Genomic DNA, 24,312 nt, shown 5'->3' with positions numbered 1-24,312 from the left:
CCCCCCCCCCCCCCCCCCCCTCCCCCCCCCCCCCCGCTCCCACACTGGATTGTGTTCACTCTCGCCTGTTCTATAGTCATCTTAACGGCCTCTGTCACAGGCCGATTTACCAGGACGGTATCTTATGACGAAGGATCGCTCAGACTCCGCTGCGCTATCGCGCAAGGCTTCATCGTTTGCTCTGGCCTGCACGCTGCCCCTGTTGGTTTCCACGGTTAACGCTCAGCCGCAAACCGACCCGCTGGACACGCTCAAGCGCATCAACAGCAACTACAACACCCTCAAGGACGCTTGCCAGGAACCCGATACCGGTGCTGCGCGCGGGCTGTATTACTGCAGCGGCGTGACCTTGCGCATGGTCAATGACGGGCCGTTCAATCCGTGGGATTACAGCCCCTATGCGATCAAGATCGGCGCGACGTCCTACTCGTGGATCCGCAAGGATCTGAGCACGCGCATTCTGATTCACCCTGCCGGTTTCATCCTGCGCACGCCCACCGATGCCGCGGCATTGAAGCTGCCGGTCAAAGAGCAGGGCTTTACCTGCATCTATGCGTTCGATGGCGGCACCGGGCCGGAGCGCAAGTGGTATGGCTGCGGTTTCTTCGACAGCCGCGAACCGCCGCGCGCGGCGCAAGGCACGATGAACAATCGCAATGCCGCACTGGCTTATGGCACTTGCGCGGAGGCCGGTGTAACCACCGCCGAGCAGTGGACGCAGAAATACACCGGGCTGATGAAGGGGCCGATCCAGTACGGCCAATGTTCGTGGAACGCGGAAAAACCCAGCGACTGGCACGCGATGATCCGCGTGCACGAGTCGCGGCCGAACACCACCAACAAGGATCCCTTTGCCTTCAGTGCCCAGGTCAACGAGTTCATGTTGAAGAACGCTACCGCGACCAACGATGGCAGTGAAAACATGAAGTACATCGATGCCTTCATCTACAACGTCAACAGTACGCAGAACTTCGCCACCCGCGGTGATCAGGCGCCGCCGAAACCGGAGAACGGCCTGAGCAGCGCGCGCAATTTCCAGAAAAAACTTCAGGCTCAGGGCTACAGCGTGCCGATCCTGCGCCTGGATTTCACCAAGCCTGCCGAGCAGCGCTTCAGCTATGTCGCCGCCGATCAGGCGATCGACGAAATGGTGGTGGGTGGCGCCCCGGCGGCCAGGTACATTGCCGATGCCGTGTGGGTCGAGCGTTACGACCCGGGCAGCAAGAAAAACGAATGGTCGCTCAAGGTCACACCGACCGCCGAGGGCAAGGCGATTCAGGCCAGCAACCAGGACGCCGTTTATCAGGAGCTGTTCACGCTGCGTGGCGCCGACAGCCAGTGGCGCGACAACGAGAAAGCCGCAGGCAGCATGCGTCAGCAATTGAGCTGTCTGGTGCAGAACTATCCGGCCAAGACCGAGTGGAACCTGGAACCGTTCCGCCCCGTGGTCAGCCCGCAGGAAGCGGCAAAGGCCGGATGCAATCCAGTGGCAGCCCCGACGCCGCAGTACATCGCTTCGGCTGACTGGATCAAGCGTTACGACCCTGGCACCCGCAAGGATGAATGGAGCCTGAGCATCGTGCCCACGGCAGCGGGGCGCGCCTTGCCCAACGAACAGCTCGGCGCCTTGTACGGGCAGTTGTTCGCCCTCAAGGGCGCGGACAGCAACTGGCGCGACAACGAAACCTCAGCCGGCAGCATGCGCCAGCAATTGGGGTGCGTCCTGGCCAACTATCGCAACAAGACGCCGTGGAATCTCGAGCCGTTCAGGCCGGCGTTATCGGAGGCTGAGACCCGGGCCGCCGGTTGCAACCCCGTTCCCCGTTGAGTGTGTGTTGGCTAATCAAGGAGATGCAAGCCATGAAAAGATGTCTGGTCAGGACTGTTCCACTGCTGATCTTGCCGCTGCTGTTGCACGCGACAGCGGCCACTGCCGAATCCTGTGCGGAGACGCTGAAAAAGGTCGAAACGCTGTACAACAACACCGTCGACAGTTGCGGGCAGGATCCCGCGTCGGACTGCTCAGGGCTGCTGGTTCGCGGCACGCACCGCGCCGATCCGGCCAAAGGGCAAAAGTGGGACGTGTGGAATCCCAGCCCGAAAGCCGTGGAGCTGGGTACGTTTGCTGCCTCGTTCATGCGGGCCGACGGCATCAGTTATGAAGACCCGGGCATGAGCACGCAGAACGGCTACCTGATTACGCCCCGGGATCTAGTGAAAGACCCCGAGACGCCAGTGCACGTCTACTGCGCGTTTCCCAACGATGCCTGGACCGACTTTCGCAACGACCGTGGCTGTGGCGACAACAAGAACACCGCCCCGACCGAGGCAGTCTGCCAGGCCATGAAGCCACCTATCACGAGTCCGAGTGCCTGGGTGGCGCACTTCACCCAATTCAACAACAACCGCCAGCAGGACCAGTTGCAGTGCGGCTTCAACATGCGCAACCCGATGAGCAGCAAGGAGCGGGTCGACGCCTTTCGCAATTTCATGGGCGCGCGCAAGGTCATCAACAGCCGCGAGTTTCAGACCCAGACCGAGCTGCGCCTGGGCAACCCGAAAACCGATGAACTGCCGATTCTGGCGTTTTTCTACAGCGATCAGCGCGGCTTGAATGATGCCTTGGCCAATCAAAAGGATTACAAGGCCAAGACCGGCAAGGATCGCAACATCATCAAGATCGACTTCCCGAAAACCCCGGTCGCCAAGGCCACATTCTCGTGCATCCAGACCTCGACGCCGACCGCGCCAAAATTCTGCGACAAGTACATCGAGTCCAGCACCTGGGTACAACGTCCCGACCCGAAACTGGGGCCGAACACCTGGTCGCTCTCGGTAGTACCGACCGCGTGTGGTCGGGCGATCAAGGACGACCAGACCGACCGGATGTTTGCCGAGCTGTACAACAAGCACAAGGACGATCCGCAGTGGCGCGAATACAGCGTCAATGGCGGGTCATTGCGGCGGCAGATGGTTTGCCATCTGGCAGCTACCTACGAGGGCAAGCCTGTGAGGAACAAGCCTGAGTGGAACCTTGAGCCGGCACGGCCTTATGTCGATCAGGCGACAGCGGTGGCGCAGCACTGCAATCCGTACTGACGGCTTTTGATTGTGTGGGAGCGGGCTTGCTCGCGAATGCGGTGGATCAGTCAGCACATAGGCTGAATGTAAAATCGCTTTCGCGAGCAAGCCCGCTCCCACAGGGGATCTGTGTTGGATTCAAACTATCTGCCAGGCACAAAAAAACGGCCCGAAGGCCGTTTTTCTGTTCAGTGAAATGCATCAACCGCCGAGGTACGCCTCGCGCACTTTCGGGTCGGTCAGCAGCGCTTCACCGGTGCCTTGCATCACCACGCGGCCGTTCTCCAGAACGTACGCACGGTCGGCGATTTTCAGCGCCTGGTTGGCGTTCTGTTCGACCAGGAACACCGTTACACCGTCCTTGCGCAGCTGTTCGATGATGTCGAAGATCTGCTGGATGATGATCGGTGCCAGGCCCAGCGACGGCTCGTCGAGCAGCAACAGTTTCGGCTTGCTCATCAGCGCACGGCCGATGGCAAGCATCTGCTGTTCGCCACCGGACATGGTGCCGCCGCGCTGGTTGAAGCGTTCTTTCAGGCGCGGGAACAGGCCGAGGACCTTGTCCATCTGCTCCTGATAGTCGCCCTTGTCGGTGAAGAAACCGCCCATCGACAGGTTCTCTTCGACGGTCAGACGGGCGAACACCCGACGACCTTCCGGCACTACGGCGATGCTCTTGCGCATGATCTGCGACGAGTCCTGGCCGACCAGTTCCTCACCCATGTAGCGGATGCTGCCGCTGTGCGCCTGCGGCGAACCGCAAAGCGTCATCAGCAGCGTGGACTTGCCGGCACCGTTGGCGCCGATCAGGGTCACGATCTCGCCCTGACGGACTTCGACGTTGACGCTGTGCAGGGCCTGGATCTTGCCGTAGAAGGTGGAAACGTTTTCGAACTGCAGCATTTACGCTTCCCCCAGGTAGGCTTTGATCACTTCAGGATTGTCGCGGATCTGATCCGGCGTGCCGTCGGCCAGAGGCGTGCCCTGGTTGATCACGACGATGTGGTCGGAAATGCTCATGACCAGTTTCATGTCGTGTTCGATCAACAGCACGGTCACGTTGTGCTCTTCACGCAGCACGCTGATCAGCGCCTTGAGGTCTTCGGTTTCCTTCGGGTTCAGGCCGGCGGCCGGTTCGTCGAGCATGAGGATCCGTGGGCGGGTCATCATGCAGCGGGCGATTTCCAGACGCCGTTGCTGACCGTAGGCCAGGGTGCCGGCGGTACGGTTGGCGAACTCTTTCAGGTTGACCTTTTCCAGCCAGTACTCGGCATATTCCATGGCCTCGCGTTCGCTCTTGCGGAACGCCGGGGTCTTGAACAGGCCAGCCAGGAAGTTGGTGTTCAGGTGACGGTGCTGGGCGATCAACAGGTTCTCGACCGCCGTCATGTCCTTGAACAAACGCACGTTCTGGAAGGTACGCACCACGCCTTTGAGGGCGATCTTGTGCCCCGGCAGACCCTGGATCGGCTCGCCGTCCAGCAGGATGCTGCCGCCCGATGGCTGGTAGAAACCGGTCAGGCAGTTGAACACGGTGGTCTTGCCCGCGCCGTTCGGCCCGATCAGCGCCACCACTTGTTTTTCCTTGACGGTCAGGGCCACGCCATTGACCGCCAGCAGGCCGCCGAAGCGCATGCTCAGGTTTTCGACTTTAAGAATCTCGCGGCTCATTTTCGCAACTCCATGTGTGGGCGTTGCATCGGCAGCAGACCTTGTGGACGCCAGATCATCATCAACACCATCAGCGCACCGAACATCAACATCCGGTATTCGCTGAACTCACGCATCATTTCCGGCAACAGGATCATCACCACGGCCGCGAGAATCACGCCCAGTTGCGAGCCCATACCGCCCAGCACGACGATGGCGAGGATGATCGCCGACTCGATGAAGGTGAACGACTCCGGTGTGACCAGACCCTGACGGGCAGCGAAGAAGCTCCCGGCGAAACCGGCGAAGCTTGCCCCCAGGGTGAACGCCGACAGCTTGATGATCGTCGGATTCAGGCCCAAGGCACGGCAGGCGATTTCGTCTTCACGCAGCGCTTCCCACGCGCGGCCGATCGGCATGCGCAGCAAACGGTTGATGATGAACAGCGCCGCCAGTGCCAGCACCAGGGCCACCAGGTAGAGGAAGATCACCTTGTTGATCGAGTTGTATTCGAGGCCGAAATATTCGTGGAAGGTTTGCATGCCTTCCGCCGCTTTACGTTCGAAGGTCAGACCGAAGAACGTCGGTTTCTCGATGTTGCTGATGCCGTTCGGACCGCCAGTGATATCGGTCAGGTTACGCAGGAACAGCCGGATGATTTCGCCGAAACCGAGGGTCACGATCGCCAGATAGTCACCGCGCAGACGCAGCACCGGGAAGCCCAGCAGGAAGCCGAACGTCGCCGCCATCAGACCGGCAATCGGCAGGCAGATCCAGAAGCTCAGGCCGTAGTAGTGCGACAGCAGCGCGTAGCTGTAGGCGCCGACGGCGTAGAAACCGACGTAACCGAGGTCGAGCAGACCGGCCAGACCGACGACGATGTTCAGACCGAGGCCGAGCATCACGTAGATCAGGATCAGCGTCGCAATGTCCACCGCGCCACGGGAGCCGAAGAACGGCCACACCAGTGCACCGAGGATCAGCGCAATGATGATGTAGCGTTGGGTGGTCGGCAGGGTCAGGAAGTTGCTGGCCTTGGCCGGGATCAACGGCAGGCCCGGCGAGGATTTCCACGTCTTGCTGATCTGCTGGTTGAACAGCACCCGCAGGAACATCAGCACCGAGCACACGGCGATGGTCGCCAGAATGGCCGGGCTGGTGCCATGCACTTCGAGGTTGATGCCGACGATGGTCAGTTTCAGACCGAGTACCGGGTAGGCCACGGCCCACACCAGCAAGGCACTGAACAGTGCCTGTTTAAGATTCCTAGTCATACTTTCTCAACCTCCGGACGGCCCAGAATGCCGGTCGGACGGAACAACAGCACCAGAACCAACAAGCCGAAAGCCACGACGTCCTTGTACTGGTCGCCGAAGATATCGGCGCCAAAGGCTTCCGCCACCCCGAGCACCAGCCCGCCGAGCATCGCGCCGGGGATGCTACCGATCCCGCCGAGTACCGCAGCGGTGAAGGCCTTGAGGCCGACGAGGAAACCGGCGTTCGGGTTGATCACGCCATACTGCATGCTCAGCAGCACAGCAGCGACGGCTGCCAGCGCAGCACCGATGACGAAGGTCAGGGCGATGATGTTGTTGGTGTTGATGCCCAGCAGGTTGGCCATCTTGATGTCTTCGGCGCAGGCACGGCAGGCGCGACCCAGGCGAGAGCGGGAGATGAACAGCGTGAGGCCGAGCATGGCGACCAGGGTCACCACGAACACCACGATTTGCATGTAGGAAATCAGCACTTCATGTGCGCCACCTGGCCCGATGGAGATGTTGCCGGGGATCAGGTTGGGGATGGATTTGTCCTTGGAGTCTTGCGCGAGCAGAACCGTGTTCTGCAGGAAGATCGACATACCGATCGCGGAAATCAGCGGGATCAGACGGTTGCTGCCGCGCAGGGGGCGGTAGGCGATCCGTTCGATGCTGTAACCGTAGGAACTGGTGACGACGATGCTCGCGATGAACGCGGCGGTCATCAACAGCGGGACGTTGTCGATTCCCATCATGGCCAGCCCGGCAATGGCGATGAACGCCACGTAGGAGCCGATCATGTACACCTCGCCGTGGGCGAAGTTGATCATTCCAATGATGCCGTAAACCATCGTATAGCCGATGGCAATCAGGGCATACGTGCTGCCAATGGTCAGGCCATTAACCAGCTGTTGGAAGAAGTGATAGATGTCAGGCATTACAGCGCTCCTAAAAACCTGATACGCATTTCACTGGTGGAGTCATTTTCCCGCCCGGCCCCGTGGATCTTTATCCACTTCGAATCCGGGTTTTGCCAGCGAACCGCTGATGACGGTTTTGAGATTTTCAGGTGGGGAGACTGGCGGATCACGCCAGCGCGGCCCATACATTCGTAAAACAAAGCCCACGGCACGCCGTGGGCTTTATTGGCAGTCAGTCAGGGCGCGCCTTACTGAGGCGAAACTTCAGTTTTCGGTTTGCCGAAGTGCCACTCGTAAACCACAAATTTGAAGTCCTTCAGGTCGCCCTTGGCGTCGAAGCTCAGGTCGCCGGTAGGGGTCTTGAAGGAGCCTGCGTGAATGGCTGCGGCCACTTTGGCCGGGTCTTCGGATTTGGCTGCGGTGATACCGCCGGCAATCACTTCAACCGCCGAGTAGGAAGGGAACACGAACGGGCCGCTCGGATCTTCTTTCTTCGCCTTGAAGGCATCAGCCAGGGCAACGTTGGCCGGGTCCTGGTCGAAGGATTTCGGCAGGGTCACCAGCAGGCCTTCGGAGGCGTCTTTGGCGATCTGCGAAATGGAGTCGTTACCCACGCCTTCCGGACCCATGAACTTGGCTTTCAGGCCTTTTTCCTCGGACTGACGCAGGATCAGACCCAGTTCCGGGTGGTAGCCGCCGTAGTAGACGAAGTCGACGTTGGCTTGCTTGAGTTTGGCGATGATCGAGGAGAAGTCCTTGTCGCCGGCGTTGATGCCTTCGAATACCGCGACTTTCACGCCGTCTTTTTCCAGCGTCTGTTTAACCGCGGTGGCGATGCCTTCACCGTATTGCTGCTTGTCGTGCAGTACAGCGACGACTTTCGGTTTGACGTACTTGGCAATGTAGTTACCGGCGGCAGGGCCCTGGGCGCTGTCCAGACCGATGGTGCGGAAGATCATTTTGTAACCACGGGCAGTGATGTCCGGGCTGGTGGCAGCCGGGGTGATCATCACGATGCCTTCGTCTTCGTAGATGTCCGAAGCAGGCTGAGTGGAGCTGGAGCACAGGTGACCGACCACGAACTTGACGCCGTCGTTGACGACCTTGTTCGCGACCGCTACGGCTTGTTTCGGATCGCAGGCATCGTCGTATTCAACGGCTTCGAGTTTCTTGCCGTCGACGCCGCCCTTGGCGTTGATCTGCTCGATGGCCATACGGGCGCCACTGAACTGCATGTCGCCGTATTGGGCTACAGGACCGGTCTTAGGGCCGGCGATACCGATCTTGATGGTGTCAGCGGCGAACGAATGGCTGGCAACCCCGGCCAGAACCATAGCGGCAAACAGTTTGGAAATCTGCTTAGTAGCCTTAGTCATAGTGCTCCACTCTTACTGTTGTAATTTTTTTGAGTTCTGGCGCCGTAGCAGCAGAACCGGGTCAGATATCTTTGCGATACCCTCCGGAAATGCCCCCGGCAACTGTACCGGTACAGTGTAGAGCGCCGGTTGTTGGCCTGGGAAGCTGGCGCCGGGGGGCAAAACTTGTGGGTGTCGCATTTTTGAATGAAAAAGACAGAATTGCGGCGGGGCTTTCCTGGGGCTTATGCCCCAAACAGCAGCATTCCTTGGCGTTCCTGCTCTTTTCGTTCGGTGAAGCCATTTGCAACCGGGTTTTTCTGCCGGACCACCGACGTTATCATTCGCGTCGATTTCTTTTCCGGACAGTCCCATGAATCAAGAACCTAGCACCCTCTATGCCAAGCTGCTTGGTGAAACCGCATCTATTACCTGGAAAGAGCTGGAGCCGTTCTTCGCCAAGGGTGCCCTATTGTGGGTCGACCCGGCCCTGGATTTGATCGCCGCCGCCGAGGCCGTGGCATCGGACGATGGCGAGAAAGTCGCCACCTGGCTGGCCGAAGACAAACTCGCCAAGCTGTCTGAAACGCGGGCGCTGGATATTTTCGAGCGTGATCCCAAGATGTGGGCGGTGGTGGTACGGCCGTGGATTCTGGTCCAGGAAAGGGCGCAGGTTTGAGCGCTCGCACCTTGATGGTGCGCTCCTCATGCAAAGGAAAGTGTGTAGCCGAGTAGCGTGATGGCACGTTGCCGTAGAGAAATGCCACAAGCGTGGGTGGCCTCACGGTGACGTAAACGTAACGGGAACAGTTTATTGAGCAGCCTGAGGGCTGCTTAATTGTTTCTGGATGTTGGAAGGGCTGCAATCTGCAGTGAATGTGCCGACCCCTTCGCGAGCAAGCTCGCTCCCACAGGGGAACGCATTTCAAATGTGGGAGCGAGCTTGCTCGCGAATTGGGGCGACTCGATCTTGGATCAGACCGAGTAAGTCTTCCCGGTATGGTTATTCAGGGAAATAACCTTGGTCTTGCCGATCCGGTGACGGTAGATCTCGCGCAGGTACTTGATCGCTTTCTTCACGCAATCACGCGACAGGCGAATGTCGTTGATCGAGACGAACTTGTCCTTGTCGTTGATCAGCTCGCGGTACTTCTTCTCGTACATCGGCTTGATCGCGTACCAGTTGGTGTCGAGGATCTTCGCCGGGTTTTCGAACTCGTTAAGCAGATCGTCGATGCGGTCTTCGTCGAAGTCTTCATTGATGATGAAGTCGAGGATCGAGTTGTCCAGAGTCTCGTCGAAACGGTACGGGGTCTTGGCGAAGCAGCGCTTGATGAACGCCACGATCAGGGTCAGGAAGTCGTCCGACAGGCACGGGCTCTTGGCGATCAGGGTGGTCAGCGACAGGTTGGCCGAGGCACCGATCACCAGCGCATAGCGCTTGAGCGTGGTGTTGGGGAACAGGCTGTTGAGGTGGGTCTTCAACCGGTTCAGGTCCATGTACGACAGCTTGTAGTCCTTCGGCAGCGAGACGATCGACACCACCGACGAGCAGTTCTTGAAGAAGTGCAGGTCGTGCAGCGCCGCGGCGTCGTAGCCGGAATTCTTGTACTGCTCCAGCGAGGCGCGATAGCGCTTGGATTCGATCGGCAGCAGGCTGATGCCTTCGATGGCTTGGGTGACCTTGTTGAAGTGCGGCAGGTCGATCGAGCGGAAGAACAGGTCATCGATGTTCAGACGCTGCGGCTCTTTGTCGAACACCTTGAACTTGTCGCTGCTCGGCGGCGGGGTTTCCGGCACCACCGATTCGGCGTAGGCAATCGCCACCGGGCCGGCCAGACTCATGAACAGGTCGTTGGCGTCCAGGCGAATGGTTTCGCCAATGTCGATGCCGGCGCGACGGAAGTAGTTCTGGTCGTAGTCGGTGGTGACCGCCTGCGCCGTCAGAATGTTGAAGATCTGCTGCGAGATGTACTGGTTGGCATGCTTCTCCATCGCATTGACATCAATGTTCTGGATGTTGCCGTCATCGCTCTCTTCGGCGTAACGCATGATGTCGTTGGAGATCAGCATCATCGCGTTCCATGGGCGGATACGGCCCATGACGCTGGCTTCGCTGCTGTCTTCATTGGCGAAGTTGTAGGAGAAATCCCATTCTTCCGACAGGTATTTGCACAGCAGGCGGCCGGCGTTGATGTGCAGCGCCTCGGACATTTCACTGCGGTGGTCGGAAATGTTCGGCAGCACGCAGATGCCGCTGGTGAAGATCGGCTCGAACACGAACGAATGCCCGCTCTTGCCGTCGTGCTCATCCATCGGCTTGGTGTCGAACGTCTTGTTCATGTACGAGTGCTGCTGGGCCAGGCCGAACTCCGAGGCCATGCCCGAACCGGTACCGCCGCCGGCACTGAAGATCGAGAAGTACAGGCGCGACTGGTTAGCCTTGATGCCGCAGCTGTCGATCAGGTACGAGTGGATCATTTTCCAGTCAGGGCTGGAGAATCGCTGGGTGTCCTTGTTGAGGATGATCTTCGCCAGATACTGGCCGAGGATCGGCGCGTTACCGGCGCCACCGGCGTGGACTTCGGACAAGTCCATGATCTTCATTTTGCTGTAGTCGCGCAGGAAGCCGCTTTTCTCGCCCTTGCGCGAGAAACGGATGCGCCCGGCGATGTCCTTGTCGAGGTCACCGAGCATCACCAGCGGTTCGACGAGGAACACCGGTTTGCTCGACTTGTTCGGGCCGATCCGCAGGTTGTGCTTGATCCACTGCGCCGGGCTGTAGCCCTTGTCGGCCAGACGCCGATCCGCCGCACGGTCTTCGTTGTTGAATTCGTTGAGGTAGAACTTGCGCGCGTTGTACACCAGCTCCGCGACGTCGAGGGCGATGTTCGAGCCGCAGCGACCGAGGCCGATCAGGCACACCGAGGGGAATTCCTGGTCGTTGTGCTGTTCGTTGTCGCCTTCCAGGTGCGGCGGGCGCGGGAACACCAGGTCACGCAGACCGTCGAGGTTGTCGAGGATGCGGTCGGTGTTGGTTTCGGTGTAGTACAGGTATTGGTGAGTGCCCAGCGGGCGCGAAGGAGGCAATGGCTTCATCGGAGCCGGGCTGTTTGCCGCAGGGCTCAGGGTCAGATCGGATACCGCGGTGGCCGGATTGTTTTTAGAAGTCATTGTGCGCCATATACCTGGACAGGGTTGGCTCGGCGACCGATGTCATCGAGCCTCACGGAAAGAGGATCTCGCGTCTTTGACTGCGCGTATTTGGCCCGGGCGTCAGGGGCTTGGCCTGATCGTCGCGCGGGGGAATCCTTTCCTGATCGTTCATGAATCGGCCATTATTCAGTGATCTTTAATCGAAAAGAGGCGAAATGATGTCAACGCTACCTTCGTTGGGTTTTGCCGGAATCGGCCTGATGGGCTTGCCGATGTGCCGTCGTCTGCTGGCCGCGGGTTATCCGCTGACCGTGTGGAACCGCAACCCGGCCAAGTGCGCGCCACTGGTCGAGGCCGGCGCCCGGCAGGTGGCGAGCCCCGCAGAACTGTGCGAACACGCCGACGTGGTGATGCTCTGTCTGGCTGATACGGCGGTGGTGCGCGAGGTGGTGTTTGGCCCCGCCGGTGTCGCTGAAGGTGCGAAAAACGGCCAGTTGCTGGTGGACTTTTCCAGCCTCGAACCGACCGCTACCCGCGAGATGGCCACCGAGTTGGCAGACCAAACCGGGATGGCCTGGCTCGACTCACCGGTGTCCGGCGGCGTGGTCGGCGCCGAGGCCGGCAGTCTGGCGATCATGGTCGGCGGTGCGGCGGCGGATCTGGAGCGGGTGCGCCCGGTACTGCTCAGCCTCGGTCAGCGCGTCACGCACATGGGCGGCATCGGCGCCGGGCAAGTGACCAAGGCCTGCAATCAGATGATCGTCGCCTGCAACGCGCTGGTGATTGCCGAAGTGGTGGCGCTGGCCGAGCAGGCCGGGGTCGATGCGCGCCTGATCGCCGAAGCGCTGGCTGGTGGTTTTGCCGATTCCAAACCATTGCAGATCCTTGCCCCGCAAATGGCCGAGAGCCGTTTCGAACCGGTGAAATGGCACGTGCGCACGTTGCTCAAGGATCTCGACACCGCGGTGAAATTCTCCCGCGAACAAGGCTCGGCCACGCCGATCAGCGGATTGGCCGCACAACTGATGCGCCTGCATGGGGCGCAGGGCTTTTTGCAGAAGGATCCAGCGACACTGGTACAAATGTACCGCGCGCCAGACTCAGCGGATTGACCGCGTGGGCGTGTTTGCGCTGATTGATTTCCTCAAGTACCGGACGTAGTTCGTTCAGCGGCACCGGGCGACTGAGCAGGTAGCCCTGAATGAAATCGCAGCCTGAGCGCTCAAGAAACTCGTACTGCTCCAGGCTTTCCACGCCTTCGGTCACCACCTGCAAATGCAGGGTGTGGGCCATGACGATGATCGCCTGGACGATCTCCATGTCGGCGGTCGCCTTGGGGATGTCGAGGATGAACGAACGGTCGATCTTCAGCGTGTTGAGCGGCAGGCGCTTGAGATAGGCCAGCGATGAATAACCGGTGCCGAAGTCGTCGATCGACAGCGACACCCCGAGGGCGCGAATCTGCCGCAACAGCACCAGGGTGTTGGCGATGTTACCCATCAAGGCGTTTTCGGTGACCTCCAGTTCCAGTCGTTCCGGCGCGACGCCTGCGGTGCGCAGCGCACTTTCGATTTCATCGGCGAGTTCTTCCCGGGCAAGATTGAGTGGCGAGCAGTTCCAGGCGATTTTCAGTTCGTCGCAGCCGTGGCGCGTCAGCTCGCCAAGGTCGGTGCAGGCCCGGCGCAGCACCCAGTTATCCAGCTCGGCGATCAGGCCGTTGGTTTCGGCAATCGCGATGAAACGATCCGGTGCCAGCAGGCCATGCACCGGGTGCTGCCAGCGAATCAGCGCTTCGAGCTTGGTCACCCGCCCGGTTTTCAGTTCGAAAATCGGCTGGTAGTAGAGCATCAGCCCGTTTTCTTCGCGCAGGGCGTGGCGCAGCTCTTCTTCCAGTTGCAGTTCAAGACTGGCGCGGGTCTTCATGTTGGAACTGAAAAAATGCAGGCCGTTTCGCCCGGCACCCTTGGATTGATACAGCGCCAGATCCGCATGCTTGAGCAGTTCTTCGCAGGTGGTGCCGTCGTCGGGGAACAGGCTGATACCGATGCTGGTGGTCATCACCATGCGCCGTCCCGCCAGTTCGATCGGCTCCTTCATTTTCTGCATGATCCGCTGCGCCATGCCGCGCGCTTCTTCGCGGTCGTGCAGGCCGATCAGGATGCAGAACTCGTCGCCGCCGAAGCGCGCGACCACATCCTCATGGCTGCGCACCGAACCTTTGATGTGATTGGCGATGACTTTGAGCAGGGCGTCACCGGCGTCATGGCCGAGGCTGTCGTTGATCCGCTTGAAGTGGTCGATGTCGAGAAACATCACCGCGAGCATGCCGCCTTCGCTGGTTTTCTGGCTGAGTTTCTCGGCGAAGATCTGGTTGAATCCACGGCGATTGATCAGGTTGGTCAGGGCGTCGTAGTTGGCCACTTGCTGCAGTGACATCCGCGCCTGATCGAGCTGCCCGAGCAGGGCGTTGACCCGGCGCAGGTCGTGCTCCTTGTTCTGCAGTTTCTTGTCGGCCAGGGCCGCACTGATCGCGCTGCCGAGAATCAGCAGGATGATCAGCGCGACCGTCAGTCCCAGTTGCAGATGGCTGGGGTCGGCGGCCATCGTCGGTGCTGTACCTTCGGGCAACACCAGGTGCAGCGCGGCCATGCCAGTGAAGTGCATGCTGATGATGCCGGCGCCGAGAATCACCGCAGCGGTGTATTTGAGTAATTGATGAAAACGCCCAGTGCCTTCACGCAGATAACCGGCGACCCACAACGCGGCGAAGCTGGCGCCGATGGCAATCACGATCGACAGGCAGAACAACAGGGGCTGGTAGTAGGCGGTGGCCACCGAATGCATCGCCGCCATGCCGACGTAATGCATGCCGGCGATGCCCAGACCGATGACGATGGCGGTTTTCAGGTAGTGCACGAGGCTCGGCTGTGGATCACTCAAGGTGTGCATCGCCAGCCACGAGGCGAGCAGGGCGATCAGCAGGGAAAACAGAGTGATCGCCAGATCGTAGTGGACTTCGATCGGCGCCTGGAACGCCAGCATGGCGATGAAGTGCATGGCCCAGATGCCGCCGGCCAGGCACGAGGCGCCGATCCAGCGCCACACCCGTTGCGAGCCTGGGTCTTCGGCGTGACCGACCCGCTCGGCCATGTCGAGGGTGGCAAAACTCGCGGCGCAGGCGACCAGATAGGCCACCAGCACCAGCAAGGGGTTGTGTGTGCAATCGAGAATGACCTGCCCGCTCTCCGGCAGCTCGGTAACAAACTGCAAACCAAGCCACTCCATAGCATGCCCCGTCTCTGAAGTCGTCCCTACTGCGTCTTCAACGCAGGCGAATGACTGGAGTATAGAGGCGGTTTTTGCCATGCAAGCGATAGTGGCACATTGGCGCCAACGATTTCGGCATGAGCTTTATAGCGATTGGCGCTAAATCTCAGGCGCTTTGCTCGTAAGGGATCTGATTCCATTCCGGTTCGAGAGGCGGCAAGCCGAAGCGGGCGCGCGCCTTGTCGCAATCGACATTCTGTTCGCCGTTTTCCCAGGACGACTCGAATTCGCGGCAGGGGCTGGAACGCTGTTCGTAAATCGAGCACTGCACTTGGCTGCCCACCTCACCGACCAGCGCCGTACAGCGCGGCGATTTGCAGTCGGTGCCGTTCATCGCCACCCGACTGGGGCTGATCTGCGTGACCAGTTCATCGGGCACTGTGCCGCCGGAGGAGGCGCATTCACCCCAGAAAAAAGACACGCGAAAATGGGAACAGCAGGCACCGCAATTCAGACACGGACTGACTTCGGACATGGGGAGGGCATCAAAGGGGTTGATCGGCGAATCCGGACGGATCCGGCGGCTATTCTAGGCTTCGCCATGGACTTGGGAAGGGGGGCGCGAAAGTATTTTTTTGTAGCCGGATTTTGCCGCAAAACCCCCGGTTTATGGGGGATTGCTGACTTATCAAGGGCTTACGTTTCTTTACAGTGCCATGCCTCGTTATCACCTTGACGAATGATCACAGACAGCCCCGGCCCGCCTGTCTAGATTGCAGGTTCCGGGCTCGGATGCGTCGGCAGTGAAGCCCTATAACAATAAAGAGACGGACCCATGCAGAACTCGACCCAAGCGGCGAATGCCTGGCGCATTCTGTTCCTGTTATTCCTTGCCAACCTGTTCAATTTCTTCGACCGCACTATTCCGGCGATCATCATCGAGCCGATCCGCATGGAATGGCACCTCAGCGACTTTCAACTGGGGATCGTCGGCACCGCGTTCACCCTGGTTTATGCGATCGCCGGCCTGCCGTTGGGGCGCATGGCCGATACCGGTTCGCGCAGCAAACTGATGGGCTGGGGCCTGGCGACCTGGAGCGCGTTGACCGCAGTCAATGGTCTGGTCGGCAGTTTCTGGAGTTTTCTGCTGGTGCGCATGGGCATCGGCATTGGCGAGGCCAGTTACGCGCCGGCCGCCAATTCGTTGATCGGCGACCTGTTCCCGGCGCACCGTCGGGCGCGGGCCATGGGCATTTTCATGCTGGGCCTGCCGCTGGGCCTGCTGCTGGCGTTCTTCACCATCGGCGCGATGGTCAAGGCGTTCGACAGCTGGCGCGCGCCGTTCTTTATCGCGGCGGTGCCGGGGCTGATCCTCGCGGTGTTCATGTTCTTCATCAAGGAACCCAAACGCGGTGCGGCAGAAACCGTGCAGGTGTCCCAGGAGAGAGTCGACAAACCGATTCGCCGGGTGCTCGCGGTGCCGACGTTCCTCTGGCTGGTGCTGGCCGGGTTGTGTTTCAATTTCGCCACCTATGCCTGCAACTCGTTCATGGTGCCGATGCTGCAGCGCTATTTCCTGATGCCTCTGCACGATGCGGCGGTGGCGACCGGGGTGATTGTCGGCATCACCGGGTTGATCGGCCTGACCCTGGGCGGCTGGATCGCCGACAAGATTCATCAGCGTGTTGCCAACGGACGCCTACTGTTTGCCGGGTTCAGCCTGATCGTCTCAACGGTGTGCACGGTGTGGGCACTGTATGTCGGGCGTGTCGAGATCGGGGTGTTTGTCGCGCTGTTCAGCGTCGGCTGGCTGTTTGCCTACAACTTCTATACCTGCGTGTACACGGCGATTCAGGACGTGGTCGAGCCGCGCCTGCGGGCCACGGCCATGGCGTTGTTCTTCGCCGGGTTGTATTTGCTGGGCGGTGGTCTGGGGCCGGTGGTGGTTGGTGGTTTGTCGGATCACTTCGCCCAGTCGGCGATGATTTCGGCGGGGGCTGAGCAGATGACCGAAGCGTTCAAGGCTGTCGGGCTGCATGACGCGATGTATCTGATTCCGGTGGCGCTGTTTTTCACCATGGTGTTTCTGTTTCTGGCGGCGCGGTGTTTTGTGCGGGATGCGCAGCGGATGAAGGAGGGGTTGGTGGCGGTGAGTGAACCTGATGGTGCGGTGGCGACTGCATGATCGCCTTCGCGAGCAAGCCCGCTCCCACATTGGATCTCCAGCGTGAACACAATCCCTGTGGGAGCGAGCCTGCTCGCGAAAGGGCCATCAGCATCAGCTGATAAATACCAAGCAAACAAAAAGGCCCGCATCACTGCGGGCCTTCTTGTTTTCAGCGCTAGAGCAGGGCGGTTTAACCCGCCACCAACACCCGGATCGCTTCCAGACGCAGCGCCGCTTTATCCAGCATCGCCAGACCCAGTTCACGCTGCTTGCGCAACGCATCCAGTTCGCTGTCGCGCACGGTCGGGTTGACCGCTTGCAACGCGGTCAGGCGCGCCAGTTCTTCTTCGGTATCGGCCGCCAGACGACGACGGGCCTCGGCCACGCGCTCGGCGTGACGCGGGGCAATCTTGTCTTCACCGGCGTTGATCCGTGGCGTCAGCTGATCGCGCTGGGCCTGGATGAACTTGTTGGCGCTGGCACGTGGCACGCTTTCCAGTTGATCGTTGAGGGTTTCGAACGAGACCCGCGGCGACAGATCGTTGCCGTTGGCGTCGAGCAGGCAGCGCAGGGCAGCCGGCGGCAGGTAGCGGCCCAGTTGCAGCGAGCGCGGTGCAACCACTTCGCTGACGTAGAGCAGTTCCAGCAGTACGGTGCCCGGTTTCAGCGCCTTGTTCTTGATCAGCGCGACGGCGGTGTTGCCCATCGAACCGGACAGCACCAGATCCATGCCGCCCTGCACCATCGGGTGTTCCCAGGTGATGAACTGCATGTCTTCGCGCGACAGCGCCTGGTTGCGGTCGTAGGTGATGGTCACGCCTTCGTCGTCGCCCAGCGGGAAGCTGGCGTCGAGCATCTTCTCGCTCGGTTTGAGGATCAGGGCGTTTTCCGAGTGGTCTTCGCTGTCGATACCGAACGCGTCGAACAGGGTTTCCATGTAGATCGGCAGGGCGAACTGGTCGTCCTGCTCAAGGATCGCCTCGACCAGCGCGTCACCTTCGCCAGCGCCGCCGGAGTTGAGCTCCAGCAGACGGTCGCGACCGGTGTGCAGCTCTTGTTCCAGACGCTCGCGCTCGGCGCGGGCTTCGTCGATCAGGGCTTGCCACTCGCCGTCATCGGCTTCTTCAAGCAGCGGCAGCAGGCGCGGGCCGAACTGATGCTGCAAGGCGTTGCCGGTCGGGCAGGTGTTGAGGAACGCGTTCAGCGCTTCGTGGTACCACTGGAACAGGCGCTCTTGCGGACTGGTTTCCAGGTACGGCACGTGCAGTTCGATGATGTGCTTCTGACCGATCCGGTCGAGACGACCGATACGCTGCTCGAGCAGGTCCGGGTGCGACGGCAGATCGAACAGCACCAGGTGGTGCGCGAACTGGAAGTTGCGACCTTCACTGCCGATTTCCGAGCAGATCAGCACCTGTGCGCCAAACTCTTCGTCGGCGAAGTAGGCGGCGGCGCGGTCACGCTCGAGGATGTTCATGCCTTCATGGAACACCGTGGCCGGGATGCCGGAACGCACGCGCAGCGCGTCTTCCAGGTCCATCGCGGTTTCGGCGTGGGCGCAGATCACCAGCACTTTGGTGCGCTTGAGCATTTTCAGCTGATCGATCAGCCACTCGACGCGCGGGTCGAATTTCCACCAGCGCTCTTCTTCGCTGGCGTCAGGCTGGGCCTGGAAGCTGACTTCCGGGTACAGCTCGGCGTGATCGCCCAGCGGCAGTTCGAGGTATTCGTCCGGGCATGGCAGCGGGTACGGGTGCAGTTTGCGCTCGGGGAAACCCTGCACGGCGGCGCGGGTGTTACGGAACAGCACGCGGCCGGTGCCGTGGCGGTCGAGCAGTTCACGCACCAGACGCGCGCTGGCTTCGCTGTCGCCATCGTTGACCGCAGTCAGCAGGGCTTCGCCTTCGTTGCCGAGGAAACCGTGGATGGTCTTGTGTGCTGCAGGCGACAGGCGCCCTTTGTCGAGCAGTTCCTGAACGGCTTCGGCCACCGGGCGATAGTTCTCGCTCTCGGCGCGGAACGCGGCCAGGTCATGGAAACGGTTCGGGTCGAGCAGGCGCAGACGGGCGAAGTGACTGTCCTGACCGAGCTGTTCCGGGGTCGCGGTGAGCAGCAGCACGCCGGGAATCACTTCAGCCAGTTGTTCGACCAGCGAATACTCAGGGCTGGCCTTGTCTTCGTGCCACACCAGGTGGTGGGCTTCGTCGACCACCATCAGATCCCAGCCGGCGGCGAACAAGGCGTCCTGCGCCTTCTCGTCTTCGACCAGCCACTCCAGGGCAACCAATGCCAGCTGGGTGTCTTCGAACGGGTTGGTGGCATCGCTTTCGATGAAGCGTTCTTCGTCGAACAGCGCGACCTGCAGGTTGAAACGGCGGCGCATTTCCACCAGCCACTGGTGCTGCAGGTTTTCCGGAACCAGGATCAGCACGCGATTGGCGCGGCCCGAGAGCAGTTGGCGATGGATCACCAGACCGGCTTCGATGGTTTTCCCCAGACCCACTTCGTCCGCCAGCAGAACCCGCGGCGCAATACGGTCGGCGACTTCACGGGCGATGTGCAGCTGGTGCGCGATTGGCTGCGCACGCACGCCGCCCAGGCCCCAGAGCGAGGACTGCAACTGGCGGCTGGTGTGTTCCAGGGTGTTGTAGCGCAGGGAGAACCACGACAGCGGGTCGATCTGCCCGGCGAACAGACGGTCGCTGGCCAGACGGAACTGAATGAAGTTCGACAGCTGGGTTTCCGGCAGGGTAACGGCTTCGTTCTGCCCGTTGAGACCGTGATAGACCATCAGCCCGTCGACGTCGTCGACTTCGCGCACGGTCATCTTCCAGCCTTCGAAGTGAGTAATGGTGTCACCCGGCGAGAATCGCACGCGGGTGAGGGGCGCATTCCGTAGCGCGTACTGGCGGGTTTCGCCAGTGGCCGGGTAAAGCACGGTCAACAAGCGGCCGTCCTGTGCCAGAACGGTGCCTAAACCAAGCTCTGCTTCGCTGTCACTGATCCAGCGTTGCCCCGGTTGATACTGCTGCGCCATGCTGCCTGACTCCCACCTTGAAAAAGCGGGCTATCTTAACGGAATGCAGGCTTCAGGGCCAAAGATTACTGGGTAGGAGCTGCCGCAGGCGGCGATCCTTTGATCTTTGGAAACACTTGAGATTTGTGGTGTCCGATTAATAGAACGCAGCCTGCGGCAGCTCCTGCAGGTGCCAAGTGCGTCACAGATTTGCGACGGATGGCTCAAGGCGCCTTTGTCGCAGCCGATAGCTTGCTGACAGGAGACCCTATATATGCTGCCACCGATGCTCCCCCTGAGCGCTGTGCCGATCACTTCCCAGCAGGATCCGATTCGCCAGCGGCCGGACATTCCTCCGGTGGTGCCGGTGCAGGAAAGCTCCAACGAAAGCACGATCGATCTGCAAAAGCGCGATCCGGAGGAGGATCGACTGCTGGCGCGCGAAGAACAGCGTCGCCAGCAGGAGCGTGATCGTCGCCGTCGCGAAGCCGACGAAGACCCGGAGGAGCATCTGGCCGTGCCGGGCACCGAGCTGAATGCTGACAACACCGTGCCGGTGGTGCCGCTGATGGAAGATCAGCCGCGTCAGGGCTTGTGGGTCGATATCGAGATCTGAGGCGTCGCCGCCAGCTCGCCCAGATTGGCCAGCAACACATCGATTTCCTCTTCCGTATTCAGATAGCTCACCGACACCCGCGCCAGGCTTTCGAGCCCGCGGGCCTGCATGTCGAGGGGCGTGTAGGCCACGCCGTTGGCGCCGATGTTGATTCGCCGTGCAGCCAGCGCCTGCTTCAGTTCGACGCAATCCCAGCCTTCAAGCGTGAAGGCGATCAGCCCGGACTGTCGATCCGCCGGGCCGAGGTTGTGCAGGGTCAGGCCGGGAATGCTCGGCAGGCGTTGACGCAGGTGATCGCTCAAGCGCTGGATGCGTTGGCGAATCGCCCCTGCGCCGATCCGATTGTGTTCCTCCAGCGCATTGGCCAGCCCGGCCAGCAGGGCCAGCGACACTTCACTGGTTTCAAAACGGCGCGCATCATCGCGCAGGGTGAAGCGCCGGCCATCCCAAGGCGCCGACAACACATCGCGTTGCTGTGGCAACAGCCGTTGCAGAAACGCCCCCCGGATGTACATCAACGCCGTACCCCGCGGCCCGCGCAGAAACTTGCGCCCGGCCCCCTTGAGCACATCGCACTGCAAGGCCTGGACGTCGCAGGGCAACTGCCCCAGCGCCTGACCGGCGTCGATGAAGTATGGGACTCCATGTTGTCGAGCGACCTGACCGATTCGCGCGGCCGGGTTGATGAGGCCGCCATTGGCCGGCAGCCAGGTCAGGGCGATCAGGCGCACGTGACGATCGATCATCTGCGCGAGCGCTTGCGGATCGACAGCGCCATCGGTATCGCAGGGGATCACCTGCAGTCGCGCACCGGCCTTTACCGCTTCAGCCATGCAGGCCAGATTACCGGCCCATTCGTGACGTCCGACGAGGATCCGCTCGCCGGGTTGCCACGGCCCCAGCGCATTGAACGCCTGACTCCATGCCGCAGAGCCGCTGCTGGCGAAAGCGACGTCGTCCGGGGGAGCATTGAGCAGTGTCGCGGCGGCGCTGCGAGCTCTGTGCTGCAGTTGAGTATCAGCAGCCTCCATCGGGCCGCCGAGCGCTTCGCGTTGCAACTGCTCGATGATTGCATCGAGGGTTGCCTGGCTCGGAAGGGAGGCACCCGCATGGTTGAAGTGAATGATCCGGGCGCAGCCGGGCGTGGCCGCTCGCAGATATTCGACGGCCTCGGCATTCACGGGAGCAGCTCGAAAATCGCGTCGACTTCAACCGCCACACCGCTCGGCAGGCTGCACACACCCACGGCGGTACGGACATGCCTGCCCTTTTCACCGAGCGCGTTGACCAGCAGATTCGAAGCACCGTTGGCCACAGCGCCCTGGCGTTGAAAGTCGGGCGTGGTGGCGATAAAAACGCCGAGTCGCAGGATACGTCCCAGCCTGGACAGATCATCGCCCAAGGCATCGCCCAGTTGTGCGAGCAGGCCCAAGGCTGCCAGTTCGGCAGCCTTGACCCCTTCCTCTTCGCTGATGGCTTCACCCAGCCGCCCAATGAAGGCCGGTTTGCCGTCAATCAACGGAATTTGTCCGGAGATGTACAGGCGGTTTTGCGTACCGACCTGATTGACGTAATTGGCGATGGGCTGGCTGGGAGGCGGAAGTTGCAGCCCGAGTTGTTCAACGCGCTTGCTGAGCAGATCTGTCATGTTGAGTCCTCCTGAGTGAGGGCGTCAGCATGTTGAAGCGACGGATCACCGACAAACGGATAGATCTAATCCGATGTATCGAAATCGCTCATGCGTGGGTTTTTTCATCCAGCCATTGGCTGAAACTCTGCACGTCTGCCTCGGGCGGGCGCTGGGGAGTGACCAGCCAATAACCGATTTCGCCGTGCAACGGCGGCGTGTCAAAGGCAGGGACCAGCGAGCCCTCCTTGAGCCGGCGTTCGATCAGGCATTGACGGCCCATGGCGATGCCCTGACCGGCGACCGCCGCCTCGACGACGATGTTGTAGTCATGGAGCATGACACTGGGGACGTGGCTCAGGTCGATGCCGCTGTGCTGATACCAGTCTGTCCATTCGAAAGGCTGGTGCGATTTGGCCATCAGCAACGGGCCGTTTTTCACGCCATTGGCTTTGAAGTCCGGGCTGCATACCGGGGTCAGGGTTTCGCTCATGAAGCGTCGGGCCTGGACTTTCGGCCAGCCACCCTTGCCATAGCGGATCGCCAGATCCACCTCGCCACCATCGACATCGGCCAATTGCACGGAGGGCAGCAGTTCGACGTGGATGTGTGGGCTTTTCGTGCTGAAATCCGCCAGTCGCGGTGCCAGCCATAAAGTGGCGAACGAGGCGAGCAGGCCAATGCGCAAGGTGCTTGGCTGCTCACCGCGCAGTGGTCGGGTGGCGGCAGCGATGGCGGCGAGGGCAGGTTCAATTTGCTGGTAGTACGCTTGCCCGGCCGGCGTCAGATCGATGGCCCGGGTGCGTCGGACAAACAGACGCAGGCGGAGAAATTCTTCGAGTTTTTGCACCTGATGACTGACCGCACTCTGGGTCACTGACAACTCGTCGGCAGCCTTGATGAAACTCAAATGGCGGGCCACGGCTTCAAAGGCGCGCAGGGCCATCAGCGGTGGCAGGTCCTGATGCAGGGGCACGGCAAACATCCTTGGGTTCGCGGCAAAGTGCAGATTGTGCGGTGAAAACCGTCATGCGGTACATCAATTGTTCCAGGTCGCCAGCGTCGATGGCTGGTCAGGCTCGGCGCCAGGCGGCATTATTGGCGCAGTCCTGCCTTTGATGCGGCAGTTGTGATTCTTCTAAGTGATGCACCCGCCATGAGCCAAGACGACAAACTGATCGACCTCAGCACCGAGCGCGCCAAGCGTGTGCATGACCTCAACGAGAAACGCCTGAACGAAGTGCGCAAGGCCTTCGAGCAAGCGATGCCGCTGGGAAAAGCCAAGAAAAAGTCGAAAAACAAGCCGAAAAAGCGTTGATCTCCCCCTGCGTCCTTTGATGCAGGTCAGTTATTTTCCCGCCTTTGCCTTCTGTGTTGACCGGACTTGATCCTGGTCAATTTCTGCGCCTGCGTGATTGGTTAACTTAGATCCATCGCAGCAAAGCAGGGGCCAGGAGGCCACAGTCATGTTTTTCGATAACGTGGTGTTTGCCGGGGTTCTGACCGTAGGTCTCATGGTTCTGTTTTTTGCAGGGTTTGGATTTTTTATCTGGAAGGATGCGAATAAGCGCAAGAAGTAGTCTTTCTGGGTTTGATGAGCACGCAAGGCATTTTGGGCGACTTCGGTTGCCCTTTTTTTTTGTGTTCTTGGCGGCCTTTGGGCCGACCATGTTCTTGGGGTTCTTGGGGTTCTTGGGGTTCTTGGGGTTCTTGGGGTTCTTGGGGTTCTGGGGGTATATCCGTTTTTGCGGGGGTTGCTGATTAGGGTTCCGCCCTTACGGCGGGTCACTTTTTCCAGACGCCGAAAAAGTAACCAAAAAGGCTTTACCCTGACGTTCGGCCCTCGCCTGGGCTCGGGTTCCTTCGCTCCGGGATTGATCCGTGGGGCAGCGCCTACGGTTTGCTTCGCTGCACCTCCTCTCGCTGTGTTTGGCTGCGCCAAACGGTCGCTGCGCTCCCACCCCCGGATAAATCCCTCCACTCAGCCTGCCGACGGGCCCTGAGATCAAAAGCTTTACTCGAGCTAACGCTCATCTTGTTGAGTGGGGCGGCTTCGCCGCATGGGGTGCACGCTCTCTAAATTGTAGGAGCCAGCCTGCTGGGGATGGCGGCCTGACAGCCGACCAATCTCTTACTGATATACCCGGCCCCACTGTGGGAGCGGGCTTGCTCGCGAAGGCGGCCTGACAGCCGACCAATCT

Annotated in this window: 20 protein-coding genes; 8 read left to right on the top strand and 12 right to left on the bottom strand. The window is 60.5% G+C overall.

Annotated elements, in window-relative coordinates:
- Nucleotides 1-124: 124 nt before the first annotated feature.
- Together AC27VU_RS10255 and AC27VU_RS10250 are read left to right on the top strand one after the other, a co-directional pair.
- Entirely contained in the window at nucleotides 125-1,828 is a 1,704-nt protein-coding gene (locus AC27VU_RS10255) for a DUF2599 domain-containing protein (RefSeq protein WP_488723970.1), read from the top strand.
- 32 nt (nucleotides 1,829-1,860) lie between these two features.
- The gene (locus AC27VU_RS10250; protein WP_488723969.1) at nucleotides 1,861-3,099 is read left to right on the top strand and encodes a DUF2599 domain-containing protein; all 1,239 of its coding nucleotides are present in this window, start codon (nucleotides 1,861-1,863) and stop codon (nucleotides 3,097-3,099) included.
- A 183-nt stretch (nucleotides 3,100-3,282) separates the two neighbouring features.
- On the opposite strand, the gene AC27VU_RS10245 is transcribed toward AC27VU_RS10250, so the two are convergent.
- From AC27VU_RS10245 to AC27VU_RS10225, 5 genes are all read right to left on the bottom strand, one after another.
- A complete protein-coding gene (locus AC27VU_RS10245; protein WP_003222380.1) occupies nucleotides 3,283-3,984 on the bottom strand; it encodes an ABC transporter ATP-binding protein in 702 nt (233 codons plus the stop codon).
- Complete coding sequence (livG, locus tag AC27VU_RS10240; protein ID WP_003222381.1) at nucleotides 3,985-4,752, bottom strand: high-affinity branched-chain amino acid ABC transporter ATP-binding protein LivG; 768 nt, start codon at nucleotides 4,750-4,752, stop codon at nucleotides 3,985-3,987.
- Nucleotides 4,749-6,005, bottom strand: coding sequence for a high-affinity branched-chain amino acid ABC transporter permease LivM (locus tag AC27VU_RS10235; protein ID WP_488723968.1), 1,257 nt, complete (start codon nucleotides 6,003-6,005; stop codon nucleotides 4,749-4,751). The genes livG and AC27VU_RS10235 overlap by 4 nt, the downstream gene beginning before the upstream one ends.
- A complete protein-coding gene (gene livH / locus AC27VU_RS10230; RefSeq protein ID WP_003222384.1) occupies nucleotides 6,002-6,925 on the bottom strand; it encodes a high-affinity branched-chain amino acid ABC transporter permease LivH in 924 nt (307 codons plus the stop codon). The genes AC27VU_RS10235 and livH overlap by 4 nt, the downstream gene beginning before the upstream one ends.
- 230 nt (nucleotides 6,926-7,155) lie before the next feature.
- On the bottom strand, nucleotides 7,156-8,283 hold the full coding sequence (locus tag AC27VU_RS10225) for a branched-chain amino acid ABC transporter substrate-binding protein (RefSeq protein ID WP_400496146.1): 1,128 nt from the start codon (nucleotides 8,281-8,283) through the stop codon (nucleotides 7,156-7,158).
- 352 nt (nucleotides 8,284-8,635) lie between these two features.
- On the opposite strand from AC27VU_RS10225, the gene AC27VU_RS10220 reads away from it, so the two are divergent.
- Complete coding sequence (locus AC27VU_RS10220; RefSeq protein WP_003222387.1) at nucleotides 8,636-8,941, top strand: DUF2288 domain-containing protein; 306 nt, start codon at nucleotides 8,636-8,638, stop codon at nucleotides 8,939-8,941.
- Between the two features lie 296 nt (nucleotides 8,942-9,237).
- Here AC27VU_RS10220 and AC27VU_RS10215 read toward each other — a convergent pair whose 3' ends face one another.
- Nucleotides 9,238-11,436, bottom strand: a complete 2,199-nt coding sequence (locus AC27VU_RS10215; protein WP_103485739.1) for a hypothetical protein — start codon at nucleotides 11,434-11,436, stop codon at nucleotides 9,238-9,240.
- A gap of 197 nt (nucleotides 11,437-11,633) precedes the next feature.
- Between AC27VU_RS10215 and AC27VU_RS10210 the strand changes: the two genes are divergently transcribed.
- Nucleotides 11,634-12,530, top strand: coding sequence for an NAD(P)-dependent oxidoreductase (locus AC27VU_RS10210; RefSeq protein ID WP_488723967.1), 897 nt, complete (start codon nucleotides 11,634-11,636; stop codon nucleotides 12,528-12,530).
- Here the strand turns inward: AC27VU_RS10210 and AC27VU_RS10205 are convergent.
- Entirely contained in the window at nucleotides 12,421-14,703 is a 2,283-nt protein-coding gene (locus AC27VU_RS10205) for a putative bifunctional diguanylate cyclase/phosphodiesterase (protein WP_488723966.1), read from the bottom strand. The two genes, AC27VU_RS10210 and AC27VU_RS10205, sit on opposite strands and share 110 nt — an antisense overlap.
- Nucleotides 14,704-14,851: 148 nt before the next feature.
- On the bottom strand, nucleotides 14,852-15,220 hold the full coding sequence (locus tag AC27VU_RS10200) for a YkgJ family cysteine cluster protein (RefSeq protein ID WP_488723965.1): 369 nt from the start codon (nucleotides 15,218-15,220) through the stop codon (nucleotides 14,852-14,854).
- Between the two features lie 300 nt (nucleotides 15,221-15,520).
- Between AC27VU_RS10200 and AC27VU_RS10195 the strand changes: the two genes are divergently transcribed.
- The gene (locus AC27VU_RS10195; RefSeq protein ID WP_103485742.1) at nucleotides 15,521-16,870 is read left to right on the top strand and encodes a spinster family MFS transporter; all 1,350 of its coding nucleotides are present in this window, start codon (nucleotides 15,521-15,523) and stop codon (nucleotides 16,868-16,870) included.
- A 172-nt stretch (nucleotides 16,871-17,042) separates the two neighbouring features.
- On the opposite strand, the gene rapA is transcribed toward AC27VU_RS10195, so the two are convergent.
- Nucleotides 17,043-19,889: an RNA polymerase-associated protein RapA gene (gene rapA / locus AC27VU_RS10190; RefSeq protein ID WP_003222393.1), complete on the bottom strand. Its 2,847-nt coding sequence runs from the start codon at nucleotides 19,887-19,889 to the stop codon at nucleotides 17,043-17,045.
- A gap of 253 nt (nucleotides 19,890-20,142) precedes the next feature.
- On the opposite strand from rapA, the gene AC27VU_RS10185 reads away from it, so the two are divergent.
- Nucleotides 20,143-20,484 (top strand): hypothetical protein, encoded by a 342-nt coding sequence (locus AC27VU_RS10185; protein ID WP_003222394.1) that lies wholly within the window; start codon nucleotides 20,143-20,145, stop codon nucleotides 20,482-20,484.
- Here the strand turns inward: AC27VU_RS10185 and AC27VU_RS10180 are convergent.
- The 3 genes from AC27VU_RS10180 to AC27VU_RS10170 form a co-directional block, all read right to left on the bottom strand.
- On the bottom strand, nucleotides 20,454-21,665 hold the full coding sequence (locus AC27VU_RS10180) for an aminotransferase class V-fold PLP-dependent enzyme (protein ID WP_473018982.1): 1,212 nt from the start codon (nucleotides 21,663-21,665) through the stop codon (nucleotides 20,454-20,456). The genes AC27VU_RS10185 and AC27VU_RS10180 overlap by 31 nt on opposite strands.
- Nucleotides 21,662-22,132 (bottom strand): RidA family protein, encoded by a 471-nt coding sequence (locus AC27VU_RS10175; RefSeq protein WP_262143242.1) that lies wholly within the window; start codon nucleotides 22,130-22,132, stop codon nucleotides 21,662-21,664. The genes AC27VU_RS10180 and AC27VU_RS10175 overlap by 4 nt, the downstream gene beginning before the upstream one ends.
- An 88-nt stretch (nucleotides 22,133-22,220) precedes the next feature.
- Complete coding sequence (locus AC27VU_RS10170; protein ID WP_262143241.1) at nucleotides 22,221-23,087, bottom strand: LysR substrate-binding domain-containing protein; 867 nt, start codon at nucleotides 23,085-23,087, stop codon at nucleotides 22,221-22,223.
- Nucleotides 23,088-23,267: 180 nt separating this feature from the next.
- On the opposite strand from AC27VU_RS10170, the gene AC27VU_RS10165 reads away from it, so the two are divergent.
- Both AC27VU_RS10165 and ccoM read left to right on the top strand, forming a co-directional pair.
- Nucleotides 23,268-23,429 (top strand): hypothetical protein, encoded by a 162-nt coding sequence (locus AC27VU_RS10165; protein ID WP_177327516.1) that lies wholly within the window; start codon nucleotides 23,268-23,270, stop codon nucleotides 23,427-23,429.
- Between the two features lie 148 nt (nucleotides 23,430-23,577).
- Nucleotides 23,578-23,691, top strand: a complete 114-nt coding sequence (gene ccoM / locus AC27VU_RS10160; RefSeq protein WP_003222396.1) for a cytochrome c oxidase subunit CcoM — start codon at nucleotides 23,578-23,580, stop codon at nucleotides 23,689-23,691.
- Nucleotides 23,692-24,312: the final 621 nt, after the last annotated feature.

This window comes from Pseudomonas sp. 14P5.3.2 (assembly GCF_057799175.1).
This window is presented reverse-complemented; position numbering and strand designations above follow the sequence as displayed.